25 protein-coding genes are annotated in these 21,990 nt (G+C 66.0%); 15 read left to right on the top strand and 10 right to left on the bottom strand.

The window, feature by feature from the left end; genetic code table 11:
* Positions 1 to 342: 342 nt before the first annotated feature.
* Positions 343 to 564, bottom strand: a complete 222-nt coding sequence (locus BM002_RS05210) for a DUF1127 domain-containing protein (protein ID WP_092777939.1) — start codon at positions 562 to 564, stop codon at positions 343 to 345.
* A gap of 244 nt (positions 565 to 808) precedes the next feature.
* On the opposite strand from BM002_RS05210, the gene BM002_RS05205 reads away from it, so the two are divergent.
* From BM002_RS05205 to mraY, 9 genes are all read left to right on the top strand, one after another.
* On the top strand, positions 809 to 1,999 hold the full coding sequence (locus tag BM002_RS05205; protein ID WP_092777937.1) for an MFS transporter: 1,191 nt from the start codon (positions 809 to 811) through the stop codon (positions 1,997 to 1,999).
* Between the two features lie 24 nt (positions 2,000 to 2,023).
* Positions 2,024 to 3,103, top strand: coding sequence for an Mrp/NBP35 family ATP-binding protein (locus BM002_RS05200; protein ID WP_092777935.1), 1,080 nt, complete (start codon positions 2,024 to 2,026; stop codon positions 3,101 to 3,103).
* Between the two features lie 740 nt (positions 3,104 to 3,843).
* Positions 3,844 to 4,350 carry a division/cell wall cluster transcriptional repressor MraZ gene (locus BM002_RS05195; protein WP_092777933.1) on the top strand — a complete coding sequence of 169 codons (507 nt, stop codon included), beginning with the start codon at positions 3,844 to 3,846 and terminating at the stop codon, positions 4,348 to 4,350.
* A 9-nt stretch (positions 4,351 to 4,359) separates the two neighbouring features.
* The gene (gene rsmH, locus BM002_RS05190) at positions 4,360 to 5,361 is read left to right on the top strand and encodes a 16S rRNA (cytosine(1402)-N(4))-methyltransferase RsmH (protein ID WP_092777931.1); all 1,002 of its coding nucleotides are present in this window, start codon (positions 4,360 to 4,362) and stop codon (positions 5,359 to 5,361) included.
* Positions 5,358 to 5,804 (top strand): cell division protein FtsL, encoded by a 447-nt coding sequence (gene ftsL / locus BM002_RS05185; protein WP_245749132.1) that lies wholly within the window; start codon positions 5,358 to 5,360, stop codon positions 5,802 to 5,804. The genes rsmH and ftsL overlap by 4 nt, the downstream gene beginning before the upstream one ends.
* Entirely contained in the window at positions 5,801 to 7,618 is a 1,818-nt protein-coding gene (locus BM002_RS05180) for a peptidoglycan D,D-transpeptidase FtsI family protein (protein ID WP_245749131.1), read from the top strand. The genes ftsL and BM002_RS05180 overlap by 4 nt, the downstream gene beginning before the upstream one ends.
* A gap of 61 nt (positions 7,619 to 7,679) precedes the next feature.
* Positions 7,680 to 9,146: a UDP-N-acetylmuramoyl-L-alanyl-D-glutamate--2,6-diaminopimelate ligase gene (locus tag BM002_RS05175; RefSeq protein WP_092777929.1), complete on the top strand. Its 1,467-nt coding sequence runs from the start codon at positions 7,680 to 7,682 to the stop codon at positions 9,144 to 9,146.
* Positions 9,143 to 10,531: a UDP-N-acetylmuramoyl-tripeptide--D-alanyl-D-alanine ligase gene (locus BM002_RS05170; RefSeq protein ID WP_092777927.1), complete on the top strand. Its 1,389-nt coding sequence runs from the start codon at positions 9,143 to 9,145 to the stop codon at positions 10,529 to 10,531. Before BM002_RS05175 ends, BM002_RS05170 begins: the two co-directional genes overlap by 4 nt.
* A gap of 8 nt (positions 10,532 to 10,539) precedes the next feature.
* Positions 10,540 to 11,622, top strand: a complete 1,083-nt coding sequence (gene mraY / locus BM002_RS05165; protein ID WP_092777925.1) for a phospho-N-acetylmuramoyl-pentapeptide-transferase — start codon at positions 10,540 to 10,542, stop codon at positions 11,620 to 11,622.
* Between the two features lie 77 nt (positions 11,623 to 11,699).
* On the opposite strand, the gene BM002_RS05160 is transcribed toward mraY, so the two are convergent.
* Complete coding sequence (locus tag BM002_RS05160) at positions 11,700 to 12,167, bottom strand: hypothetical protein (protein WP_092777923.1); 468 nt, start codon at positions 12,165 to 12,167, stop codon at positions 11,700 to 11,702.
* 101 nt (positions 12,168 to 12,268) lie between these two features.
* On the opposite strand from BM002_RS05160, the gene BM002_RS05155 reads away from it, so the two are divergent.
* Positions 12,269 to 12,475, top strand: coding sequence for a hypothetical protein (locus tag BM002_RS05155; protein WP_092777921.1), 207 nt, complete (start codon positions 12,269 to 12,271; stop codon positions 12,473 to 12,475).
* 31 nt (positions 12,476 to 12,506) lie between these two features.
* Positions 12,507 to 13,892, top strand: coding sequence for a UDP-N-acetylmuramoyl-L-alanine--D-glutamate ligase (gene murD, locus BM002_RS05150; protein ID WP_092777919.1), 1,386 nt, complete (start codon positions 12,507 to 12,509; stop codon positions 13,890 to 13,892).
* A gap of 9 nt (positions 13,893 to 13,901) precedes the next feature.
* Here murD and BM002_RS05145 read toward each other — a convergent pair whose 3' ends face one another.
* Together BM002_RS05145 and BM002_RS05140 are read right to left on the bottom strand one after the other, a co-directional pair.
* Positions 13,902 to 14,354 (bottom strand): hypothetical protein, encoded by a 453-nt coding sequence (locus BM002_RS05145; protein WP_139212269.1) that lies wholly within the window; start codon positions 14,352 to 14,354, stop codon positions 13,902 to 13,904.
* A gap of 96 nt (positions 14,355 to 14,450) precedes the next feature.
* Entirely contained in the window at positions 14,451 to 15,161 is a 711-nt protein-coding gene (locus BM002_RS05140; RefSeq protein ID WP_092778799.1) for a DUF502 domain-containing protein, read from the bottom strand.
* Between the two features lie 258 nt (positions 15,162 to 15,419).
* Here BM002_RS05140 and BM002_RS05135 point away from each other — a divergent pair, with 258 nt between their 5' ends.
* Genes BM002_RS05135 through BM002_RS05125 form a run of 3 tightly spaced genes read left to right on the top strand, consistent with a single transcriptional unit; the run spans position 15,420 to position 16,749 of the window.
* Positions 15,420 to 15,629 (top strand): hypothetical protein, encoded by a 210-nt coding sequence (locus tag BM002_RS05135; protein ID WP_092777915.1) that lies wholly within the window; start codon positions 15,420 to 15,422, stop codon positions 15,627 to 15,629.
* 40 nt (positions 15,630 to 15,669) lie between these two features.
* A complete protein-coding gene (locus BM002_RS05130) occupies positions 15,670 to 16,452 on the top strand; it encodes a hypothetical protein (protein ID WP_139212268.1) in 783 nt (260 codons plus the stop codon).
* Between the two features lie 15 nt (positions 16,453 to 16,467).
* Entirely contained in the window at positions 16,468 to 16,749 is a 282-nt protein-coding gene (locus tag BM002_RS05125; protein ID WP_092777911.1) for a hypothetical protein, read from the top strand.
* A gap of 111 nt (positions 16,750 to 16,860) precedes the next feature.
* Here the strand turns inward: BM002_RS05125 and BM002_RS05120 are convergent, their stop codons facing one another.
* From BM002_RS05120 to BM002_RS05105, 4 genes are all read right to left on the bottom strand, one after another.
* Positions 16,861 to 17,274: a BLUF domain-containing protein gene (locus BM002_RS05120; protein WP_175484803.1), complete on the bottom strand. Its 414-nt coding sequence runs from the start codon at positions 17,272 to 17,274 to the stop codon at positions 16,861 to 16,863.
* Positions 17,275 to 17,525: 251 nt separating this feature from the next.
* Positions 17,526 to 18,392 (bottom strand): PfkB family carbohydrate kinase, encoded by an 867-nt coding sequence (locus tag BM002_RS05115; protein WP_092777907.1) that lies wholly within the window; start codon positions 18,390 to 18,392, stop codon positions 17,526 to 17,528.
* Positions 18,382 to 19,314 (bottom strand): acyl-CoA desaturase, encoded by a 933-nt coding sequence (locus BM002_RS05110; protein WP_092777905.1) that lies wholly within the window; start codon positions 19,312 to 19,314, stop codon positions 18,382 to 18,384. The genes BM002_RS05115 and BM002_RS05110 overlap by 11 nt, the downstream gene beginning before the upstream one ends.
* A gap of 53 nt (positions 19,315 to 19,367) precedes the next feature.
* Positions 19,368 to 20,054, bottom strand: coding sequence for a M48 family metallopeptidase (locus BM002_RS05105; RefSeq protein ID WP_092777903.1), 687 nt, complete (start codon positions 20,052 to 20,054; stop codon positions 19,368 to 19,370).
* 85 nt (positions 20,055 to 20,139) lie between these two features.
* Between BM002_RS05105 and BM002_RS05100 the strand changes: the two genes are divergently transcribed.
* Entirely contained in the window at positions 20,140 to 20,622 is a 483-nt protein-coding gene (locus BM002_RS05100) for a DUF421 domain-containing protein (protein ID WP_245749130.1), read from the top strand.
* Between the two features lie 16 nt (positions 20,623 to 20,638).
* Here the strand turns inward: BM002_RS05100 and BM002_RS05095 are convergent, their stop codons facing one another.
* Together BM002_RS05095 and BM002_RS18985 are read right to left on the bottom strand one after the other, a co-directional pair.
* Positions 20,639 to 21,823, bottom strand: coding sequence for a vWA domain-containing protein (locus BM002_RS05095; RefSeq protein ID WP_092777899.1), 1,185 nt, complete (start codon positions 21,821 to 21,823; stop codon positions 20,639 to 20,641).
* Positions 21,824 to 21,985: an apolipoprotein acyltransferase gene (locus BM002_RS18985; RefSeq protein ID WP_139212266.1), complete on the bottom strand. Its 162-nt coding sequence runs from the start codon at positions 21,983 to 21,985 to the stop codon at positions 21,824 to 21,826. It lies immediately after the preceding gene.
* Between the last annotated feature and the right edge of the window lie 5 nt (positions 21,986 to 21,990).

The raw sequence follows: 21,990 nt of genomic DNA, 5'->3' as shown, positions 1-21,990 counted from the left end.
TCTTTGGAAGGCCGACCCAAGGGAGGGAGGAGGGCGGTCTTCCGGTCCGAGCGTGGCTGATCGGGAGGAGGGCCACGCATCGAATTCAGTTGGGAACGCCGGAAAGGCCGAACGGTTCCCGAGATTTGTCGAAGGGCCCCGGTCGCGCCCAAGGGAGGAGGAGAGCGCGACCGGTCCTTCACGGTGCCCGACCCTCAGGGGAGGAGGAGAGGGTCAGGCGATCCCCGGGCCCAAAGGGAGGAGGAGGGCCGGGAAAAAGTTGCGACGACAACCAAGGGAGGAGGAGGCTCCCGTCGCATTTACCCTACTGCCAAAGGGAGGAGATGGCAGGACGGGAATTCCTTACTTGCCGTACGCGGCTTCCAGGGCGACCGAACGGATCATCGACCGGCTCAGGCCGAGGTCGTTGAGATCGCGGTTGGACAGAGCGGAAAGTTCGCTCAGGGTGGTGCGGTAGATCCGGCGCTTGGCTGCTGCCTCGCGGATTGCGTCAAAGCGTGCCGCGATGCGGTCCCGCAGGGAGGTGGAGGCTGCGGCCGAATTGCCATAGGTTGTGTAAGCCATTGTCATTTCCTTTGATGCGGGCCTTCTGGCCCTATGCGTCCCGGCCCCATTGCCGTTCGACGCCGTGTTTCGTTGAGAGGAAGATGACAACGATGCTGCACCCGCACAATCCCCGGGACATTCAATGCCGCTATGCAGCATTTGCATGGCCAGGGGGGTTGAAACGGCTCCACGGGTTGAAAGCGGCGAATTTTGGGTCAAGTCGCTCTTTTTCGGGGCATTTTTGTAATGGTTTCATGACAGCATGAGCGCGCTCTCCCATATCGGCTTCCGTGCCTACTTCTTTGCGGCGGTCCCACTTGTGCAGGCACTCTGGGCGCAACGGGTCACCCTTGGGTGGCTCGCCTGGGAGGTATCGGCCTCGCCGGCCTTCGTGGGGTTGATCGCCGCCCTGGGGCTGGCGCCGATGATTTTCGCGGGCCCCGTGTTCGGGGTTCTGGTGGACCGCGCCGATATCCGCCGGGCCATTTTCTCGACCTCGGCCACGATGGCGGTACTGCTGGCGGTCGCGGCCTTGATCGCGGGTGGCCCGGGCCTCGGCAAAGGCGCATTGATCGTGCTGTCGCTGGCCATCGGTCTGGTCACGGCGGCGCATCATCCGGTGCGCATGTCGCTCGGCCCGCGCCTTGTGCCGAACTCGGATGTTCCAAACGTCGTCGCCCTTTCCGCGCTGAATTTCAATCTGGCGCGGATGATTGCCCCGGTGCTGACCGGTCTGGCCCTTGCCTCGGTCGGGGCGGTCGCGACGCTGTGGCTTTCGGCACTGCTCTATCTGCCGATGCTCTTTGCCGTGCGCTGGATGGATCCTCGGGCCTTGCCGGGGTCGGCGCGCACCTCGATCCTGGGCGGCATTCGTCAAGGCGTCTCCTATATCCTGAGCACGCCCATGGCGCGGCAGGCCATGGGGCTGACGGCGGTGATGGCGATCCTGGTGCGCGGCTATCTGGAGCTGTTGCCGGTGATGGCCGAAGGCGTGCACGGGCGCGGGGCAGAGGGTCTGGGCCTGCTGACGGCGACGGCGGGCGGCGGGGCCCTGGTCGCTGCACTGGCCAAGGCGGCGGGCGCGGGGCAGGGCGGCATTCCCACCCTGACGCGCGTCATCCTGGTCGCGGGCATCGCGGCGCTGGCGGCGCTTGGGCTGTCCTCGGGCTGGATCGCGGCCCTGTGCTGGACGGCGGTCCTCGGCTTTGCGTCCACCTTCTGCGGCGTCAGCCTCCAGGCCGCGATGCAGGAAGTGCTGCCGGACGATCTGCGCGGCCGGGTCATGTCGCTCTGGGTCGTGGTGGGGATCGGCGCGGTCGCCTTCGGGTCCGGCCTTCTGGGGTGGGGGGCCGCTCTGGTCGATCTGCCCAAGGTTCTGTTCTGGTCGGGCCTTGGCGGCACATTGGTTGCCGCCATCCTGGTCTTGCCTTCGCGCGCGCAAGCCATCAGGTGAAGGCAACGCTCGAAAGGGACCGACATGCCGATCACCAAAGACGCCGTTACCGCCGCGCTCGCCGAAATCCGGACACCGGACGACGGCAATATCGTCAGCCGTGACATGGTGCGCGCCCTGATGGTCGAGGGCGACAGCGTGCGCTTCGTGCTCGAAGCCCCGTCGACCGAGATCGCCAAGGTGATGGAGCCGATGCGCGCCGCCGCCGAGGCCGCCGTCGCGGCCCTGCCCGGCGTGGCCCGGGTGCAGGCCGTCCTGACCGCGCCCACGGTGGACAAGGCGCCGCCGTCTCTCAAGATCGGCGGGCATCCCAAACCGCAGGAGGGGCCGATGCGCGTGCCGGGCGTGCGGCAGGTCATCGCCATCGCATCGGGCAAGGGCGGCGTGGGCAAATCCACCGTGTCGGCCAACCTGGCCGTCGCCCTGGCGCGTCAGGGCAAGAAGGTCGGCCTGCTCGACGCCGACATCTATGGGCCGAGCCAGCCGCGGATGATGGGCGTGAACAAGCGGCCCGCGTCGCCCGACGGCAAGACGATCCTGCCGCTTCAGGCGCATGGCGTCACCGTCATGTCGATCGGTCTGATGCTGGCCGAGGACAAGGCCGTGGTCTGGCGCGGCCCGATGCTCATGGGCGCCTTGCAGCAGATGTTGGGCCAGGTCGACTGGACCCATCACGCGGGCGGCCCGCTCGACGTGCTGATCGTCGATCTGCCTCCAGGGACGGGGGATGTGCAGCTGACACTTTGCACCAAGACGCTGCTTGCGGGGGCCATCGTGGTTTGCACCCCACAGGATGTGGCCCTTCTGGATGCGCGCAAGGCCCTCGACATGTTCGCCACGCTCAAGACGCCGGTGATCGGCCTGATCGAGAACATGTCGACGTTCCATTGCCCCAACTGCGGGCATGAGGCGCATATCTTCGGCCATGGTGGCGTGGCAGCGGAAGCGTCGCGTCTTGGCCTGCCGTTCCTGGGCGCCTTGCCGATTGATCTGGACACCCGTCTGGCGGGCGACGGCGGGGTGCCGATCGCAGCGGGCGAGGGTCCGATGGCCGATGCGTTCACCGAACTCGCCCTCAGGTTGATCGGCGACGGCCTCGCATAGGCTCAACGTAGAGCGGGGCATCCATCCCACTTCATGCCCCAAACGTCCGACTCGAATCGGATTCGAAATCGGTGACATTCGGCCGACTCGGACCTTACGATTCGGCAAAAGTATTAATTTCCCGTTAACACCTTGAAATCAATGAAATGAGACGTGAATGGATGCCTGCGCCATTCTGGGGTTGTCTGTAAATGCCCATTTTTTCCATGAGAGGATGGGCGCTCACTTTGTGTAGATTTGGCAACGCTCCGCCGAAGTCAGGCCGTTTTTCGGCCACTTGAAGGGCAACAAGACCTTCCTCTGTATCAATTCTGAAACACAATATGTTGTGGATTTCGGTCAAGTTGCAGCTTTTACCCACAGGGTGTGGATAATAAAAGTGGCATGAGGTGGGAAAAAGTGGGGTGACAGGCAGAAGCCCGCATGGCATCAAGCTTCCACAGAGCACGGGGAGGAAAGAGACGAAGATCTCAGACCCCTAAAAACCAAAACGAGGCAGGTCAAAAACAGGCAACCCCCCAAAGATAGTCTCTGGACTACGAAAGATCCGACGCGCGCCGTGAGCAGACATCCCCCCAGGTGACAGCGCGCCGACGACGCCCTGACCAGGCCCTCCATTGGGTCCGGCACGGGGAACATAGGGCGGATCGGGTTTTGGCAGACACCCGATCCGCCCGCTTCAGTTTCAGGGGATAACACAACTGGCGGTTGAAATCGCCCAGGTATTTAGGACAGGCGGGTTGGAGCAACGCTTCCGGGGCACCGGCACCCACAAGGTGGACGCGAAGGGCAGGGTCTCGATCCCGGCCGATTTTCGTCGCGTGCTCGACGCCTGCGATCCCGACCGCGAACCCGGCACAAACCCCCGCGTCACGCTGTGCTTCGGCGATGACCGCGTGCCCTTCTTCACGTGCTACACGATGGATGGCGTGGCCGAGATGGGCGAGATGATCGAGGACATGGACGAGGGCGATCCGCAGCGCGAGGCGCTGGAGGATTACTTCTATACCTTCGCCGAAACCATCTCGGTCGATGATTCCGGTCGCCTGCTTCTCAATGCGGCACTGCGCGCCCAGATCGGCGTCACCGATACGTTGGTCTTTGCGGGCAAGGGCAAGACGTTCCGCGTGCATTCGCCCGAGGCGCCCGTCACGGCGACAAGCCGTCTGCGCGCCGTCCTGTCCGATCTGCCCGAGGGCACGCCCGTCACAAGCCTTCTGCCGCGCAAGCGCCGAGCGGCGGAATGAAGGTGGGTCATGGCCAAACGTCCGGCGAAATCTGAGTCTTCCGCGCCACACGTTCCCGTTCTTCTTGGCGCGATTCTCGAAAATCTGGCCCCCGTCAGGGGCGTGTGGTTGGATGGCACCATGGGCGCCGGGGGATACACCCGGGGGCTGCTGGAGGCGGGCGCGGACCGGGTAATCGGTCTGGACCGCGATCCCTTGGCTCACCAAATGGCGCAAGACTGGGCAGACGGGCGAGTGACTTTGGTAAAGAACGTGTTCTCCAAGATGGATGAGGCGGCAGCGGAGCTTGGCGTCGACCTGGATGGCATCGTGCTCGACCTCGGGGTCAGTTCGATGCAGCTGGACCGCGCCGACCGGGGCTTTTCGTTCATGCGCGACGGGCCGCTTGATATGCGCATGGGGGACGAAGGGCCGACGGCGGCCGACCTGGTGAACGAACTTCCCGAAGGCACGCTGGCCGACATCCTCTATCGTTACGGCGAAGAGCGCGCCTCGCGCCGGATCGCCAAATCCATCGTGGCGCGGCGCGACGAGGCCCCGTTCGAGACGACGCTGGACCTGGCCGAAACGGTTTCGGCCAACCTGCCGCGTCAGCGTCCCGGGCAAAGCCACCCGGCCACGCGCAGTTTTCAGGCCATCCGCATCGCGGTGAACGACGAATTCGGGGAGCTGGCCGAGGGTCTGCAAGCCGCCGAGCGGGCGTTGCAGCCGGGCGGCTGGCTGGCCGTGGTCAGTTTCCATTCGGTCGAGGACCGGGCCGTCAAGCGCTTCCTGGCCGACCGCTCCGACACAGGCGGCGGCGGCAGTCGCCATGCGCCTGCCCGCGAAGATCGCGAGCCGGCCTTTACCGTCAAGCACAAGGCGATCTCTCCGACCGACGAAGAGGTGGCGCAGAACCCGAGGGCCCGGTCCGCGCGTCTTCGGCTGGCACAACGCACCGACGCGCCTGCGGGTCGGGTCGACCGTCGCGCCCTTGGCCTCCCCGAGGCCGTCAACCTGGGGAAACGATGATGCGCAGTCTCGTCTATGCCCTCTGCATCGCGGCCGTGGTCGGCCTGGCCTTCTGGGCCTACGGCGAGGGCTATGAGACGCGCGCGACCGAACGCGAGGTCGCGCAGCTTGAGCGCGAAATCGGCGCGCGCCATCAGGAGCTGTCGATGTTGCGCGCGGAATGGGCCTATCTCAACCGCCCCGACCGCCTGCACGCGCTGGCCGAGATGAATTTCGAGCGTCTGGGCCTGATGCCCTTGGCCCCCGACCATTTCGCGCTGGCCGATCAGGTCGCCTATCCGCCGCCGCAGATCGTCCTGCCGATCCGGCCCCGGGTGAATGCCGAGGTGCTGGAGCAGGAAATCGACGGCATTGTCGTCATGAACCACGTCTTCGGCGCCGATGCCGAGCCGCGCATGATCGCCCCGCCCACCTTGGCCGACGACGGGGAGCAATTGCCATGATGGCCTGGCTCCGGTCTCCGCGCCGCCGCAAAACCGTGCCGACCGATCCTTTCGTTCCGGTCCGCTCGACGGAGCCCCGTCCGCCCGTGCAGGCGCCGGTGATGGTCATGCCGCGCGAGAATCCCGAAAAGGTGCGCCTGCGGGCCGAACGGCGGCTCAAGGTCACGGCGGCCTGTTTCGTCTTCGGGTTCGCTCTGGTCGGCGTGAAGATGGGCGCGATTTCGGCCTCTGAGGCGCGGGAGCCGGTGACCGGCGGCCTGTCGGGGGCCAGTATCGTATCGGCCCGCGCCGACATCACCGACCGCGAAGGTCGCGTACTGGCGACCAACGTCATGGCGACCGCGCTCTATGCGCAGCCGCACCTGATGGTCGATTCCGATGCCGCCGCCGAAGGGCTGGCCCGGATCTTTCCGGACATGGAGGCCGAAACCTGGAAGCGCCGCTTCAAATCTGGCTCCAAGTTCTTCTGGCTCAAGGGAAATATCTCTCCCGAGCAGCAGCAGGCGGTTTTCGATCTGGGTGAACCCGGTCTGCTGTTCGGTCAGCGCGAGATGCGGGTCTATCCCAACGGGCCCATCGGGGCGCATGTCCTGGGCGGGGCGCAATACGGCGCGCAGGACGTTCGCGCCGCCGAGATCAAGGGCATCGCGGGCATCGAGGCGGTGTTCAACGACTTCCTCTCGGACCCGGTTCACGAAGGCGCGCCGCTGCGCCTGTCGCTCGACCTGTCGGTGCAGACCACGGTTGAACGTGTGCTCGACTCCGGCATGCGGTTGATGGGGGCCAAGGGGGCCGCCGCGATCCTGATGGATGTCCACACCGGCGAAATCGTATCGATGGCGTCCTTGCCCGATTTCGACCCGAACGACCGGCCCCGCGTGGCCGTGTCCGGCGATCAGGCGGATAGCCCGCTGTTCAACCGGGCGGTGCAGGGGGTCTATGAGCTTGGCTCGACCTTCAAGATTTTCACGGTGGCGCAGAGCCTCGACCTCGGCCTGACCAACGCCGGAACGATGATCGACACCCAGGGGCCGCTGCGCTTCGGGCGGCACCGGATCCGCGACTTCCACAACTACGGGCCGCGCCTGTCGGTGACAGATGTGATCGTGAAATCGTCCAACGTGGGCACGGCGCGCATGGCGATCGAGATCGGCGGCGCGCGGCAGAAGGCCTTCCTGGGCTCGCTCGGCTTCTTCGAGCCGACGCCGGTCGAGTTGACCGAAGCGCCGGGCGCACGCCCCATCGTCCCGGCCCGCTGGACCGAAATCTCCACCATGACGATCAGCTATGGCCACGGATTGTCGGCCTCGCCGCTGCATCTGGCGACGGCCTATGCGTCGCTTCTGAACGGGGGCACCCGCGTCACGCCGACCCTTCTGGCGCGTCAGGGGGGCACCCCGCCCGGCCCGCGCGTCGTCAGTGCGCGCGTCTCTGCCGAAGCCCGCCACATGCTGCGCCAGGTCGTCACGCGCGGCACCGCGTCGCTGGCCGAAGTCGAAGGCTATCAACTGGGCGGCAAGACCGGCACGGCGGACAAGCCGTCGCCCACGGGCGGCTATTTCGATGACAAGACCATCACCACCTTCTCTGGCGTGTTTCCCTCGCAGGACCCGCGTTACGTGATCATCGTCACCCTGGACGAACCGCAGGTCGAGGCCGCCGGGGAAGATCGCCGCACCGCCGGCTGGACAGCTGTGCCGATTGCCGCCGAAATCGTGCGCAGGGCTGCGCCGCTTTTGGGGATGCGCCCGGATTTCCGGGCCGAGGTCGATACCTTCGGTGCATATCTGACACAGGCCAACGCGCGGCCGTGATCGCGCCCGATGGACGGCGCGGGCCGCCCGCGCTAGGGCAAGGGCGTCGGGGGTAGGCACGATGCAGAAGACACTTTCGGAACTGGGTTTGACGGGCCTGACGCAGGTGCCGGCGGGGCTGTCGGTCAGCGGCCTTGCCGTCGACAACCGCAAGGTGCGGCCCGGCGATCTGTTTGCGGCGCTGCCCGGCGCTACCACCCATGGCGCGCGGTTCGCGGGCGATGCCCTGTCGCGCGGGGCCGTGGTCGTGCTGACCGATCCGGCGGGCGCGGCGCTTTTGCCCGAAGGGGCGCCCTCGGTCGTGACCGAAGACCCGCGTGCGGCCCTTGCCTTTGCCGCCGCCCTCTTTGCCGGAAGCCAGCCCGAAACGATGGTCGCGGTGACCGGCACCAACGGCAAGACCAGCGTGGCCAGCTTTGCCCGCCAGCTTTGGGATGCGCTTGGCCTGACGGCGGCCAACATCGGGACCACGGGGGTCGAGGGGGCCTTCCACGCGCCCTCTGCCCACACCACGCCCGAGCCGATCACCCTGCACCAATTGCTGGCCGAAATGGCGGCTTTCGGCGTGACCCATGCCGCCATGGAAGCGTCGAGCCACGGTCTGGATCAGCGGCGACTGGAGGCGGTGCGCCTGTCGGCGGCGGGGTTCACGAACCTGACCCAGGATCACCTCGACTACCACGGCACGATGGAGGCCTATCTCGCGGCGAAGGCAGGTCTTTTCGACCGGCTGCTGCCCGGCGACGGCGTGGCGGTCATCAACCTCGACGACCCCGCGGGGCCGGAGCTTGCGGCCGCCTGCGAAGCGCGGGGGCAGGAGGTCATCGGCGTGGGCCGCAACGTCGCCGCGCGACTGCGCCTGACCGGGCAACGCTTCGATGCCACGGGCCAGGAGGTGCTGTTTCAATGGCAGGGCCGTGCCACATCGGTGCGCCTCGGGCTTATCGGCGGCTTTCAGGCGGCCAATGCCCTTTTGGCGGCGGGTCTGGTCATCGGCGGGGGCGAAGAGCCCGAGGCGGTCTTTGCCGCCCTTCCCAAACTGGTGGGCGTGCGCGGGCGGATGGAGTTGGCCGCGACGCGCGACAACGGTGCGTCGGTCTTCGTCGACTACGCCCATACCCCTGATGCCATCGCCACCGCCATTCAGGCGCTGCGCCCCCATGTCATGGGCCGGATCATCGCGCTGATCGGCGCCGGCGGCGACCGTGACCGGGGCAAGCGCCCCCTGATGGGGCAGGCCGCCGCCGCTCATGCGGACGTGGTGATCGTGACCGACGACAACCCCCGCTCCGAAGTGCCCGCAACGATCCGCGCCGCCGTGCTCGAGGGCGCGCCAGCCGCGATGGAAGTCGGTGACCGGGCCGAGGCGATCCTGCGCGGGGCAAGCCTCCTCGAGGCTGGCGATGCCCTGCTGGTGATGGGTAAGGGACATGAGAGCGGGCAGACGGTCGGCGACATGGTCCTGCCCTTCGACGATGTGGAACAGGCGTCGATGTCGGTGGCCGCGCTCGAGGGTCGCGAGGCATGACGCTCTGGACCGCCTCCGACGCTGCCGCCGCGACGGGCGGGCGGGCCATCGGCGACTGGTCGGTGACCGGCTTCGGCATCGACAGCCGCGGGATCGTTCCGGGGCAGATGTTCGTCGCCCTGAAGGCCGCGCGCGACGGGCATGACTTCGTCGCCGCGGCACTGGACGCCGGGGCAGGAGCCGCACTGGTCAGCCGCATACCCGACGGGTGCGACGGGCGCGCCCTGTTGCTGGTCGACGACGTGCAGACCGCGCTCGAGGCCTTGGGCCGCGCCGGTCGGGCGCGGACGCGCGCGCGCGTCGTCGGGGTGACCGGCAGCGTCGGCAAGACCTCCACCAAGGAAATGCTGCGTCACGTCCTGTCGGCACAGGGCAAGACCCATGCGGCGATCAAATCCTATAACAACCACTGGGGCGTGCCGCTGACGCTGGCCGCGATACCGCCGGACGCGGATTTCGCGGTGATCGAGATCGGGATGAACCATCCCGGCGAAATCGCCCCTCTTGCGGCCATGGCCCGACCCCATGTGGCCATGGTGACGAACGTCGGCCCCGTGCATCTGGAGGCCTTCGACGACGGCGTGCCGGGGATCGCCCGCGAAAAGGCGTCGATCTTCAGGGGGCTAGAGTCGGGCGGGGCGGCGATCTGGAACGCCGACCTCGACGTGTCGGACATTCTGGCGACCCATGGCACCACGTCATTCGGACAGACCGAAGGCGCCGACTGGCATCTGACCGAGGTGCGGGCCGGGGGCGACAGCACGACCTGTGCTGCGACGACGCCGATGGGCCCGGTCCTGTTCCGCATCGGCGCGCCGGGGGTGCATTTCGCGATGAACGCGCTGGCGGTTCTGGCCGCGACCCATGCCCTGGGCGGCGATGTCGCCCGTGCGGCCCTGTCGCTTGCCGACTGGACACCGCCCGACGGGCGCGGGGCGCGGCACCGGGTCCGGTTGCATCCCGATGGGCCGCCGGTCGACCTGATCGACGATGCCTATAATGCGAACCCTTCTTCGGTCGGCGCGGCGCTGGCCCTGCTGGCGGCGACCGAGGTGCCCGGCAAGGGGCGCCGCATCGCGATCCTGGGCGACATGAAGGAACTGGGACCGACCGGCCCCGACCTGCACGCGGGCCTTGCGGCGCATCCGGCCATGGCAGACATCCACCTGGTCCATACGGTTGGCCCCCTCATGGCGTCGCTGCACGACGCGTTGCCCGCCGACCGGCGCGGAGAACACACGGACGACAGCGAGGCCATGTCGGCGCATCTACGCGACATGATCCGGCCCGGTGACGCGGTTCTGGTCAAAGGCTCCCTCTCGATGAAAATGGCCCGGCTGGTGGACGGCCTCAAGGCGCTCGGCGAAACCGGGCCGAAGGAATAGGAACGAAGATGCTGTATTGGCTTACCAAATTCTCGGATGGCGGCGACGTCTTCAACCTGTTCAGCTATATCACCGTGCGCGCGGGCGGGGCGTTCTTCACCGCGCTGATCTTCGGGTTCATCTTCGGGCGACCTCTCATCAACCTGCTTCGCCGTCGTCAGGGCAAGGGCCAGCCGATCCGCGAAGACGGTCCAGCGACGCATTTCGCCAAGGCGGGCACGCCCACCATGGGCGGGGTCCTGATCCTGGGGGCCGTCACGGTCGCGACCCTGCTCTTTGGACGGCTCGACAATCCCTATGTCTGGCTGGTTCTGGGCGTCACGATCAGCTTCGGGGCCATCGGGTTCGTGGACGACTACGCCAAGGTCAGCGCGGGCAACACCAAGGGCGTGCCGGGCCGCGTGCGTCTGGCCCTCGGCTTCGCCATTGCCCTGATCGCGGGTCTGGTCGCGGTCTGGGCCCACCCGGAGGAGCTTCAAAGCCAGATGGCCTTCCCGGTGTTCAAGGACGTGCTGTGGAACATGGGGCTGCTCTACCTGCCCTTCGTGATGCTGGTGATCGTGGGGTCCGCCAATGCGGTGAACCTGACCGATGGTCTGGACGGGCTGGCCATCATGCCGGTGATGATCGCGGCGGGCACCCTGGGTGTCATCGCCTATGCCGTGGGACGGGTCGATTTCACCGACTACCTGGATGTGCATTACGTGCCGGGCACCGGAGAGTTGCTCATCTTTGCCGCCGGGTTGATCGGCGGGGGCCTTGGCTTTCTGTGGTACAACGCGCCCCCGGCGGCCGTCTTCATGGGCGACACCGGCTCGCTGGCCCTGGGCGGCGCATTGGGCACCATCGCCGTCGTCACCAAGCACGAACTGGTCTGGGCGATCATCGGCGGCCTCTTCGTGGTCGAGGCGCTGAGCGTCATCATCCAGGTCCTCTACTTCAAGGCGACGGGCAAGCGCGTCTTCCTGATGGCCCCGATCCATCACCACTTCGAAAAGAAGGGATGGGCCGAACCGCAGGTCGTGATCCGCTTCTGGATCATCGCGCTGATCCTCGCGCTGATCGGGCTGGCGACGTTGAAGGTGCGGTGATGACCCGGGCCCGAGCCGTGACGAGGAAGGGCGCCTCGGCAAATGTGCCGAAGCGCCCCTTTGCTGTGCCGTCGGGGTCAGCCCATCTTCTCGATGGCCCGCTCCAGCTGCTTGGCGGCGTCGAGGTGCCGGGCCAGGGCGGCCTTGGCGGCGGCGCGGCGCGGCTTGATGTCCTTGAGCGCGGTCATGAGGCTTGGCTGCGGCGAGGGGTCGCCCAGGTTCACGTCGATCATCTCGAGGACGAGGTCTTCGGCAAATCCGCGGTCATAAGGCAGCGGATCGGGTCCGGGCTGTGGCCAGGGAAGGGGCCAGGGGAACGGCAGCGGCCAGGGACGCGGGAAGGGGCGTGGCCAGGGAAACGGGATCGGCCAGGGCGGGAACGGCCCGTCCGGGTTCGGTGTCAGCTTGATCTCGGGCGCGCCGAAACGCGCCATGTACTGCAGATCCCAGAAGGCGGCGATGATCTCCTTCTGGCGGGCGGCATCCGCTCCGGGATAGGACGCGAGAATGTCGCGCGCAGCCTGTTTGGCAAAGTCGGCAATCATGAGGGTCTCCAATCAAATGATATTATGGAAAAGTCCGGTCACGATACGCCCCGGCACGCCCGTGCCCTAGTGTCAGAAACCTTACTTGTGCGGCTTGGATCATGACGCCCCGCAATCCATTGGCCCTGTCGACGAAGGCGGCGCGCTATGGTGCAGTGGCCCTGCTGGTCGGGGCTGCGATCCTGGTCTGGCCGGTCTGGCAGGGGATGGAGGCCGCCCGTGCGGGCGCGCCGGAGCCGCGGGCCGGGACCCCTTGGGAAGAATTGCAGGTCTTCGGCTGGCAATTGGTGCAGGAAGAGACGCGGTGACCGCCGCCGTCTCAGATTTCGAGGTTTCAAGATGATCCCCGTCCGTGGTTTCGAAAATGCGACCGTCGCCGTTCTGGGGCTTGGCCGCTCTGGCCTGACGGCGGCGCGGGCCCTGCACGCCGGGGGCGCGCATGTGGTGGTCTGGGACGACGGGGCAAAGGGGCGCGAGGGGGGCGAGGCCGAGGGGTTCGAGGTGCGGGACCTGACGCGCGAGGGCGCGCTTGACGGTGTTGCCACGCTGGTCACGTCACCCGGCATTCCGCACCTCTACCCCGCGCCGCACCCCGCGATCCGCGCCGCCTGGGAGGCGGGTGTCGCGGTGGACAACGACATCGGCCTGTTCTTCCGCTCGCTCGGCCATGATGGCGAGGCGCCGCGCGTCGTCTGCATCACCGGATCGAACGGCAAATCCACGACCTCGGCGCTGCTTCATCACGTGCTGGCGCAGGCCGGGCGGCAGGCCCATCTGGCCGGGAATATCGGGCGCGGTGTCCTCGACCTCGATCCCCTGGGCGAGGCGGATATCGTGGTTCTGGAACTCAGCAGCTATCAGACCGATCTCGCACGCAGCCTGACGCCGGACGTCTGCGTCTTCACCAATCTGTCGCCCGACCATCTGGACCGGCACGGCGGCCCGGGCGGCTATTTCGCGGCGAAGCGTCGGCTGTTCGCCGAGGGCGGGCCGGAGCGGGCGGTGATCGGCGTGGACGAGAACGAGGGGCGTTATCTGGCCAATCAGATGTCCGAAGCGCCCGGCGATGATCGCGTCATCCGCGTCTCCCTTGGCAAGCTCAGCGGGCCGGGCTGGCAGGTGACGGCGCGCAAGGGTTGGCTGGCCGAGATGCGCAAGGGACGGCAGGTCGCCAGCGTCGATCTGCGCGACATTCCCGGCCTGCCCGGTCGGCACAACCATCAGAACGCCTGTTGTGCCTGGGCCGCCGCGCGGACCCTTGGCCTTGCCCCGCGCGAGATCGAGGCGGGGCTGCGCAGCTATCCGGGCCTGCCGCACCGCTCGCAGCGGATTGCGGAGCGGGCGGGCGTGACCTTCGTCAACGACAGCAAGGCGACGAACGTGGATGCCGCCGCACAGGCCTTGCAGGCCTTCAAGCGCATCCGCTGGATCTGTGGCGGGCTGATGAAGGAGGGCGGGCTGGAGTCCTTGCAGCCGCATTTCGGCACTGTCGCCAAAGCCTATGTTATCGGGCGCGAAGCGGCGGCCTTTGCCGTGGCGCTTGGCCCCGATATCGAGGCGGAGGTCTGCACCGACATGGCCGTCGCGGTGGCCCGCGCGGCCTCCGAAGCGGAGGCGGGGGACGTCGTTCTGCTGGCCCCGGCGGCGGCCAGCTTCGATCAATACGACAACTTCGAAAAGCGGGGCGAGGATTTCGCCGCCTGTGTCACCGCGCTCGACATCTGACCGGAGCGGTCAGCGCCCGGCCAGTTCCAGCAGCATCGGGTTGGCGAACATCCAGTCCCACAGCACCGGGGCATAGTTCGCGATCTCTGCGTGAAACTGCGCGCCGACAATGAAACCGGCCGTCGTGGCGTAAACGCCCAGTTGGGAGGACGGCAACAATCGGTCCAATGCAAACGACAGGACGAGGGCCGCGCCAAAGCCGCCCTTGCTCAGCGTGATCCAGCCGTCAAAGGTTATGTCAGGGTTGCCAAGGACATAGACGTCGATACCCTTGCCGATCAGGATGCTGAGGAACCCCAGGGCAAAGCAGATCGGAATGGCCAGCAAGGTCCAGACCGGAGACTCCTCATCCGAATGGGACGCGGCCACGGCCTGACGGTGCTGCGCGGGTTCCTCTTGCTGCATGTTCTGCTGGGACGCGGCTTCGATCCGGGCGATCCGGGCGGCGAATGTTTCGTCCATGTGCTGTCCTTCCCGCATCAACGGCGTTCGGGTCAGCATCACGGGCGGTTCTGGCACCGAAGTGGCGCAAATCGGAAGAAGTCGGGGCGACTTTCGTTATTCCACGACGGTCGCACCCTGGGGCGCGTTCTCGGGATCCTTGGAGCCGGGATAGACCAGACCCGCCGAGATGACGAGCTTGGCCGCATCCTCCACCGACATGTCGAGGATGATGACATCATCTTCGGGCAGGAACAGAAGGAACCCGGATGTCGGGTTGGGCGTGGTCGGAAGGAAGACGGACACCATCGGGATGCCGGCCCGGGCCGCAACCTCGCCCTTGGCACTGGTCGACACGAAGCCGAGCGCCCAGATCCCCTTGCGCGGGTATTCGATCAGGCAGGCCGTCTCGAAGCTGGATTGATCCTGCGCCAGAATGGTTTCCGCGATCTGCTTGAGGCCGCTGTAGACCGAGCGAACGACCGGCATCGTCTGAACCAGATTTTCCGCATAACGCAGAATCGACCGCCCGATCAGACCCTTGGCAAGCATACCCACGAGCAGGGTGAACAGCAGGAAGATGCCCACGCCGATCCCGCGAATGTCGAGATCAAGGCCGAAACGTTGCAACAGCCAGATGTCGGGCCGATAGCTGAGCGGGATGAAGGGCAGCACCCATCCATCGAACCAGCCGATCACCGACCAGATCAGCCAGAACGTGAGACCGATCGGGGCGATCACGATCAGACCGGTCAGAAAATTGTTCCTCAGCCGTGCCAGCAGCCCTGGGCGCGCCGGGCGCGGTGGAATGTCGTCGCCAAGTTGCATCAAGCGCGCCTGTTCCTTGTTTCTTCCCTTCACATAGGCCGAGGCGTCGACAGGAACAAGCGACCGACCGCTGAGGGGCCCGGAGCCCGGCTGCGTCATTCGTCTTCTGCCGGAAAATCTGCCAACTGCGCGGCTTTGGTGATCGCCGACTGACCAATTCTCACAAACAGAGAAAACTGCCGCCATCCACCATATTTTCGCCAATCTTTCTGACAATACAACGGGTGAAGATCTTAAATTCGATATGGTTAGAGGCGAATGATTGTCTATTCACACCGGTTCCAAGGTGTCCTTCAGCAGGTCGTGATCGAGCTTGGGCTCACCCTGACGCTGTCGGATGCGAACTCTCCCGTATCGCTTGCGGACAATGAGCAGATGCTGACCGACCTGTCGGCCATGATGAACATCAACCTCAGCAAGGGCGTCGTCGACGGCGTCCAGCACTTCAGGTTTGCAAAGAAAGCTTAGCGGTGAGTACAGAACGAGTAGCAAAGTGTGAGTGTTAGCTATGCCTAAGAAGAACAACACAGAAGAAGGCGTTGGTGTAAGCGCCCGTGGTGGTGTCCATTCGTCGCGCGCGCGACGCTTGTCGGATCGGGTCGAACAGAACAGCGGCTCCAAGGGGTTTGGCGCGGTCCCCCTGAGCCTGGGCGCCGTGATCGTGGCCATCGGCGCAGTGTCCTTCCTTTCGCTCCGCTCCGACCCGGCGGTCGATAGCGCCGCAGATACGCCCATTGCCGCCGTGTCCATCGAGACACCGGCCCTGGATGCCACACCGTCCCCCGTCGCTGAAATCGAGATCGAGGCGCCGACGCAGGACGTGGCCTTGATCGAGGCATCCCCCGACACGCCTGCGGCAAGCGACGATCCGGTCGAAGTTGTCGCAACGGCAAGCGTGACCGAAGCGACGCCGGAGGCCGCGCCGCTGCGCAATTTCACCACGTCGACCATCGCCTGTGTCGCTGCGGTCGAATTCAACCTGATGGCGATGGAGCGGGGGCGCAGCACCGCCACGGTCTCGGCGGATTGGTCGTCGCGGCAACAGCAGGTCACCGATCTGGTCCAGAAGGTCCTCGATTGCCCGCAAGCCGGGTTCCAGGTTGTCGGAAGCCTGCAATTGCTCGAGGTCGGTCTGGCCGATCTGGAAGTGATCTGGGACCGTGACACCGCACAACTCGAACTCAGGACCGTCGCGCGGGCCTCTCTCGATCCGGCGCGACCGACGCAGGATCCAGCCGAAACCGGGGCCGACGCCGATGCGCTGCCCTGGACCAACTTTACGATGCGCTAACGAAAGGCTTCGGACATGACCATGACACTCGTTCTCGATTTCGCCTCGGATTTGGCGAACGTCTCCCTTCCGATCCCCGATGCGGGGTTGGTTCTGGCCGCGGTTGCAGCGGTCCTCCTGGTGCGAATGGTCGACAGCAATCGGCAGCGCAAGGCCGTCGAAAACGTATCGGACGCCTATGTCGCAGAGCTGGCCAGGTCCAACCGCCAGCGCAACGCCGCCGAGGCCAAGCTGGCCCGCGCCCGTTCCGAGCTTGAGCGCGCCCGCCGTCGCAGCCGCAGCCCCGCTCGCGCCTGACCCGGCGGGGGACACTCCTCGAAAGATCAGACATTCGGACAGAAGAACGCCCCGCCCGAGATGATCGGGACGGGGCGTTTTCTTGTGCCGGTGACCCCGCAGGGCCGGGGGTCAGCCCAGTTCGGCCGACAGATCCTGAAGGACGTCCAGCAGGCTTTCCTGACTGACCGTTTCCGGGTTCACGATATTGCTGGCGAAGTAGCGCAGGAAGATGTTCTTGGTCTTCTCGTCCATGCCCTCGTGCAGGCCCATGGACCAGGTCGGGAACATCCGCTCGCGCACGTCGGAGCAATGGATCAGGATGATGTTGATGTGCCGGGGGTCGGCGGCGATGCGGTGATAGATGGAGCTGACTTCGGCGCGGCCCCCCTCCAGCACCTGAAGAAAGGCGTTCCCGTTGTAGTGCAGGATGCCGGTCACGTTCATCGCGGAGTTGTTGCGATGACATGTCTCCATCAGTTCGGGCATCTTGAGGCTGAGCGACGGGTTACGCTGGCTGTAGTACACGAGGCGCGTAAGGTTCATGTTCGGAATCCCATGTCGGTTTTTGCCCGTGGTCGGGCAAAGGTCACTTGATATGATGGTATATTCCCAGAGGAACGTGGCGAAATAATGCAGATGTGAAGGGTTTTTCTGCACCGCCGCGACCATTTGCCTCCCTGTCCGGGCAACCGTCTCCGACCCTTGGCGTCAGTCTGCCAAATCGGTGATCTTACGAATGGCGAAGTTGCCATTCGGGTCGGCGAAAGACCGACGCCGCACGGCTGGATGCGGGGCTAGTAGGTATCCCCCGAGACATAGGTCGCCGCCGCCTCGGACGCGCGGGTCAAGGCGGTATCGGGGTCGGCGCCCTCGACTTCGGCGGCGATATGGGCGGCCATGAAAGTGTCGCCCGCGCCGGTGACCCGGGTCACCATGACTTGACGCGGCGCGCAGGTGACGACACCGCCTGGATGTGCGCAGGCCGCCGCCCGCGGGCCGTCGGTGACCACGGCACGGTGCAGGCCGCGGGACCGAAGCGCGTTGGCCGCGCTGGCGGCATCGGGTTGCGCGGCATGCAGGATCAGACCCGCCTCTTCCAGGTTCACATAGAGCGTGGCCGACGGGTGGGTCAGGAACGGGATCAGACGCTCGGCCTTGCCGGGCGAAGCGGGGGCGATCCGCAGGTCGGCACTGGCAAAGGCCGTATCGGCGGCAATCTGCGACAGCAGGTCCAGCGTAAGATTTCCATCGAGTGCGATCGGCCCTGACCAGTCGGGCATCTCCGCCAGTGGGGCCAAAATCTTGTCCCCCGCCTTTTCCAGCGAATGCGCATCGGCAATCGCCGCGATCAGGCCGTTGCCCCCCTCGACCGCCATGTAGACGTCGGTGCGCAGGTCGTCCGACCGATAGACCGTCTCGGTCACCAGCCCCAGACGGTCACAGGCGGCGATCAACTCGTCCCCCTCGGCATCGCGGCCGACGACCGACAGGAGGGCGGGCGTCATGCCATATGCCTTGGCCGCCATGGCGATGTTCAACGCCACGCCGCCCGGAATGCGCACGATGTGGCCCGGCACGTCCGACCCGCGCTCCATGTGAGAGTTCGACCGGCCGATGATGTCCCACAGGACCGCGCCGATGCAGAGGATGTCAGCTTTCATACCGCGTCTGTGCCGGATCGGCAGCGGCGGGTAAAGCCAGATGGACGGTGTCGTTCCCGCCCGGCACGCGAATATCCCAGGCGAGGTTCAGGGCGGCCAGACCCCGGATCAGCCACCACCCCGGGTCGATCTGGCTCGCGTCATGCCCCATCCGGGCCGAGCGGGGGAAGGCGTGGTGATTGTTGTGCCAGCTTTCGCCGCACGTCAGCAGGCCGAAGGGCGCCGGCAGATTGCGCCCGTCGACGGCCAGACCGGGTTGCGCGAATGGGCGTTGCCCCACGGTATGCGCGAAATGGACGGTGATCCAATGACCGGCGAGCGACACGGCCACCCGCAGGCAGACGCCCCAGAGGACAAGACCGATGCCGCCCGAGGCAAGAAGAAGCAGGGCGAGGGGCAGTTGCTGCCATCGCCACGTGGCCTCCAGCCAGCGATAGAAAGGGTCCCCGGTCACCCGCGCCTCTATGGTCAGATCTGGGGGATGGGTCAGCACCTGCTCGTAGTGCATCTGCCAGAGGGCATCGCGCCAGAAGCCACGGTCATGCTTGGCGAAGGAATGGCAATCGGGCTGCTGCTGCTGCCAGTCGCGGATCTCGTGGATGTGGAACATGCCGATGGGCCCGGCCATGCCGACCAGCGTTCCCAACCAGACCAGCAGGTATTCCAGCCAGCGCGGCGTCTCGAACGACCGATGGATCAGCAGACGGTGCATCCCGACCGAATGCCCAAGCCAGAGGGTCAGAAACATCAGCACCAGCGTGACGATCAGGTTGGTCCAGCTGGCGAAGAAGACCACGCCGACAATCCCGCCCAGGGCCATTGCCGTGAACCACGCGGATTTGGGAGCGGACCACACGATGGCGGCGTCGGTCGCGCTACTGTCAGGGCGCGGGGTCACGCGGTCTGTGGTGGTCAGGGTCAAGGGCGCCTCCGGTCACGGGGTACGGTGCCGGTTCGCGCCCTTCGGGGCAAGGCTCAGGTGATGCGCCATTTCGCCTCGTTCGCCTCGATCGCGGTGATGCGGTCGTCGGTGCTCGGGTGGCTCATCAGCCAGGCGGGCGCGCCGCGTCCCTTCATCCCCGACAGCTTGGCCAACTTGCGGAACAGGTCCTTTTGCGGCGCGGTCCCGAGGCCCGCCTTGACCATCAGCGCGCTGGCATAGGCGTCGGCCTCGTACTCGTCCTGACGTGACAGCCTCGCGGCCACGATGGATGCCAGCATGTTCGCCACATAGGGTCCGACGCCCGGCAGGAACCGCCCCAAAACCCCGGCCAGCACTACGCGGATCGCGTTCTGGCCCGAAAAGTCGATCAGCCGCCGGCGCGCATGGCCCAGGGCGACATGACCCAACTCATGGGCGATGACGCTGGCCAATTCGTCGGGCGTCACCTCGCCCGCGTCCAGCTTGTTCAGGAACCCGCGTGTCAGGAAGATGCGCCCGTCCGCCATGGCCATGCCGTTGATCGGCTCCACCTCGTGGACATGGACCTTGATCCGTTCGACATCGAGCGCCGTCGCCATGGCGGCCAACGCCGGATCAAGCGCCGGGACATCCAGCGGTGTCGCCGTCGCGTCCATCTGCCGCTTGAGCCGCCAGGACGAGAACAGCCACACGACGAGGCCGTAGCCGATGGCGAGAAGGAGTGCGGGCGCCTTGATCATGGCCCTTGATATGGGGCGACCAGGTAAGAAAGGGAACTGCGACTCGTCGTCTGCGTTGTCCGGCGGGGTGCCGATGCCGGACTGGATGACATATTTCGTGGATGCGGCCGTTCTGGTGCCGGTGATGGTCCTTTTGGTGCGACTGGCGGGACTGCGCGCCTTCTCCAAGATGACGTCGTTCGATTTTGCGGTGACCGTATCGTTTGGCTCGGTCCTCGCAGCGACGGTCCTCAGCCCGTCAACGACGGTGGTTCAGGGCATCCTGGCCCTTGTGGCCCTGTTCGCCGTGCAATGGGCGATCGGGACGGCCCGTGCCCGGTTTGCGCCGGTGAAGGCTCTGTCGGACAATGCGCCGATCCTGCTGATGCGGGACGGCCAGATCCTGGAGGCGAACATGGCGGCGACGGGCGTTGCGCGAAGCGATCTTGTGGCCAAGCTGCGCGAGGCGAATGTCATGGATTTCTCGGAGGTGCGCGCCGTCGTCCTGGAGACCACGGGCGACGTCAGCGTTCTGCACGGGACAGACCTGGACGAAGGTCTTCTGGACGGCGTCTCGACAACGCCCTGACATCAGCCGATCGACGTCACCGGGTCAGCAGCTTCATCCCCGCCGACAGCCCCTCAAGGGTCATCGGCACCATCCGGTCTTCGAAGATGTCACGGATCAGGCGCACCGAATGCGTGTGATCCCAATGACTTCGGGGCAGGGGATTGATCCAGAGGTTCGATGTCCATTTGGCACGCGCCCGCTCCAGCCAGACCTGCCCCGGCTCTTCGTTCCAATGTTCGTTGGCGCCCCCGGCATAGGCGATCTCATAGGGCGACATCGACGCATCGCCCACGAAGATGCAGCGATAGTCGGGCCCATAGGTATTGAGCACCTCCATCGTCGGCGTCACGGCGTTCCAGCGGCGGCGATTGTCCTTCCAGACCCCTTCGTAAAGGCAGTTGTGGAAGTAGAAATGCTCCAGCGTGCGCAATTCGGACCGCGCCGCCGAGAATAGTTCCTCCACCACCTTCACATGCGGGTCCATGGAGCCGCCGACGTCGAGGAACAGCAGGACCTTGACCGCATTGCGCCGCTCGGGCCGGGTCTTCACGTCAAGGTATCCCGCCTTGGCCGTGGAGCGGATCGTGCCATCCAGATCCAGCTCCTCGTGCGCGCCGTCGCGGGCCCAGGACCGCAGGCGTTTCAGGGCGACCTTGATGTTGCGGGTACCCAGTTCGACGCTGTCGTCGAGGTTGCGGAATTCGCGCTTGTCCCAGACCTTGACCGCGCGCTGATGGCGGCTTTCGTCCTGGCCGATGCGCACGCCTTCGGGGTTGTAGCCATAGGCACCGAAGGGGCTGGTCCCGGCGGTGCCGATCCACTTGGACCCGCCCTGATGGCGGCCCTGCTGTTCGCGCAGACGTTCCTTGAGGGTTTCCATCAGCTTGTCGAAGCCGCCCAGGGCCTCGATCTCGGCGCGTTCTTCGGGTGTCAGGAATTTCTCGGCCTGCTTTTCCAGCCAGTCGGCGGGCAGGTCGATCGCCTCCAGCACGTCCTGCGTGCTGATGCCCGAAAGGCCCTGAAAGGCCTGGGCGAAGGCGCGGTCGAAGCGGTCGATATGCCGCTCGTCTTTCACCAGCGCGGTGCGGGCCAGATAATAGAACGCTTCGACATCATGGGTCACCAGACCCGCCGACAGCCCTTCGAGAAGGGCCAGATGTTCGCGCAGCGATACCGGGACGCCAGCCTGCCGGAGCGTCTCGAAGAAGCGCAGCAGCATCTAGAGCCGCGTCAGGACGATGATCGCCAGGACACCCACAAGCCCGCCCATGACGGCCCAGACCGCCGCCCATTGCGCGACGTCGAAACCGTTCCCCTTGCGGCGGTAGGCGGTGAAGGCACCGAGCGCGGCCCCGGCGATGGCGGTGAAGATCGGAAGCATGTCCG

This window comes from Jannaschia pohangensis (assembly GCF_900113875.1).
In the GTDB taxonomy this organism is placed as follows: Bacteria; Pseudomonadota; Alphaproteobacteria; order Rhodobacterales; family Rhodobacteraceae; genus Jannaschia; species Jannaschia pohangensis.
Note: the sequence above shows the minus strand (reverse complement) of the source record. Positions and strands in the feature narration are given on the sequence as shown.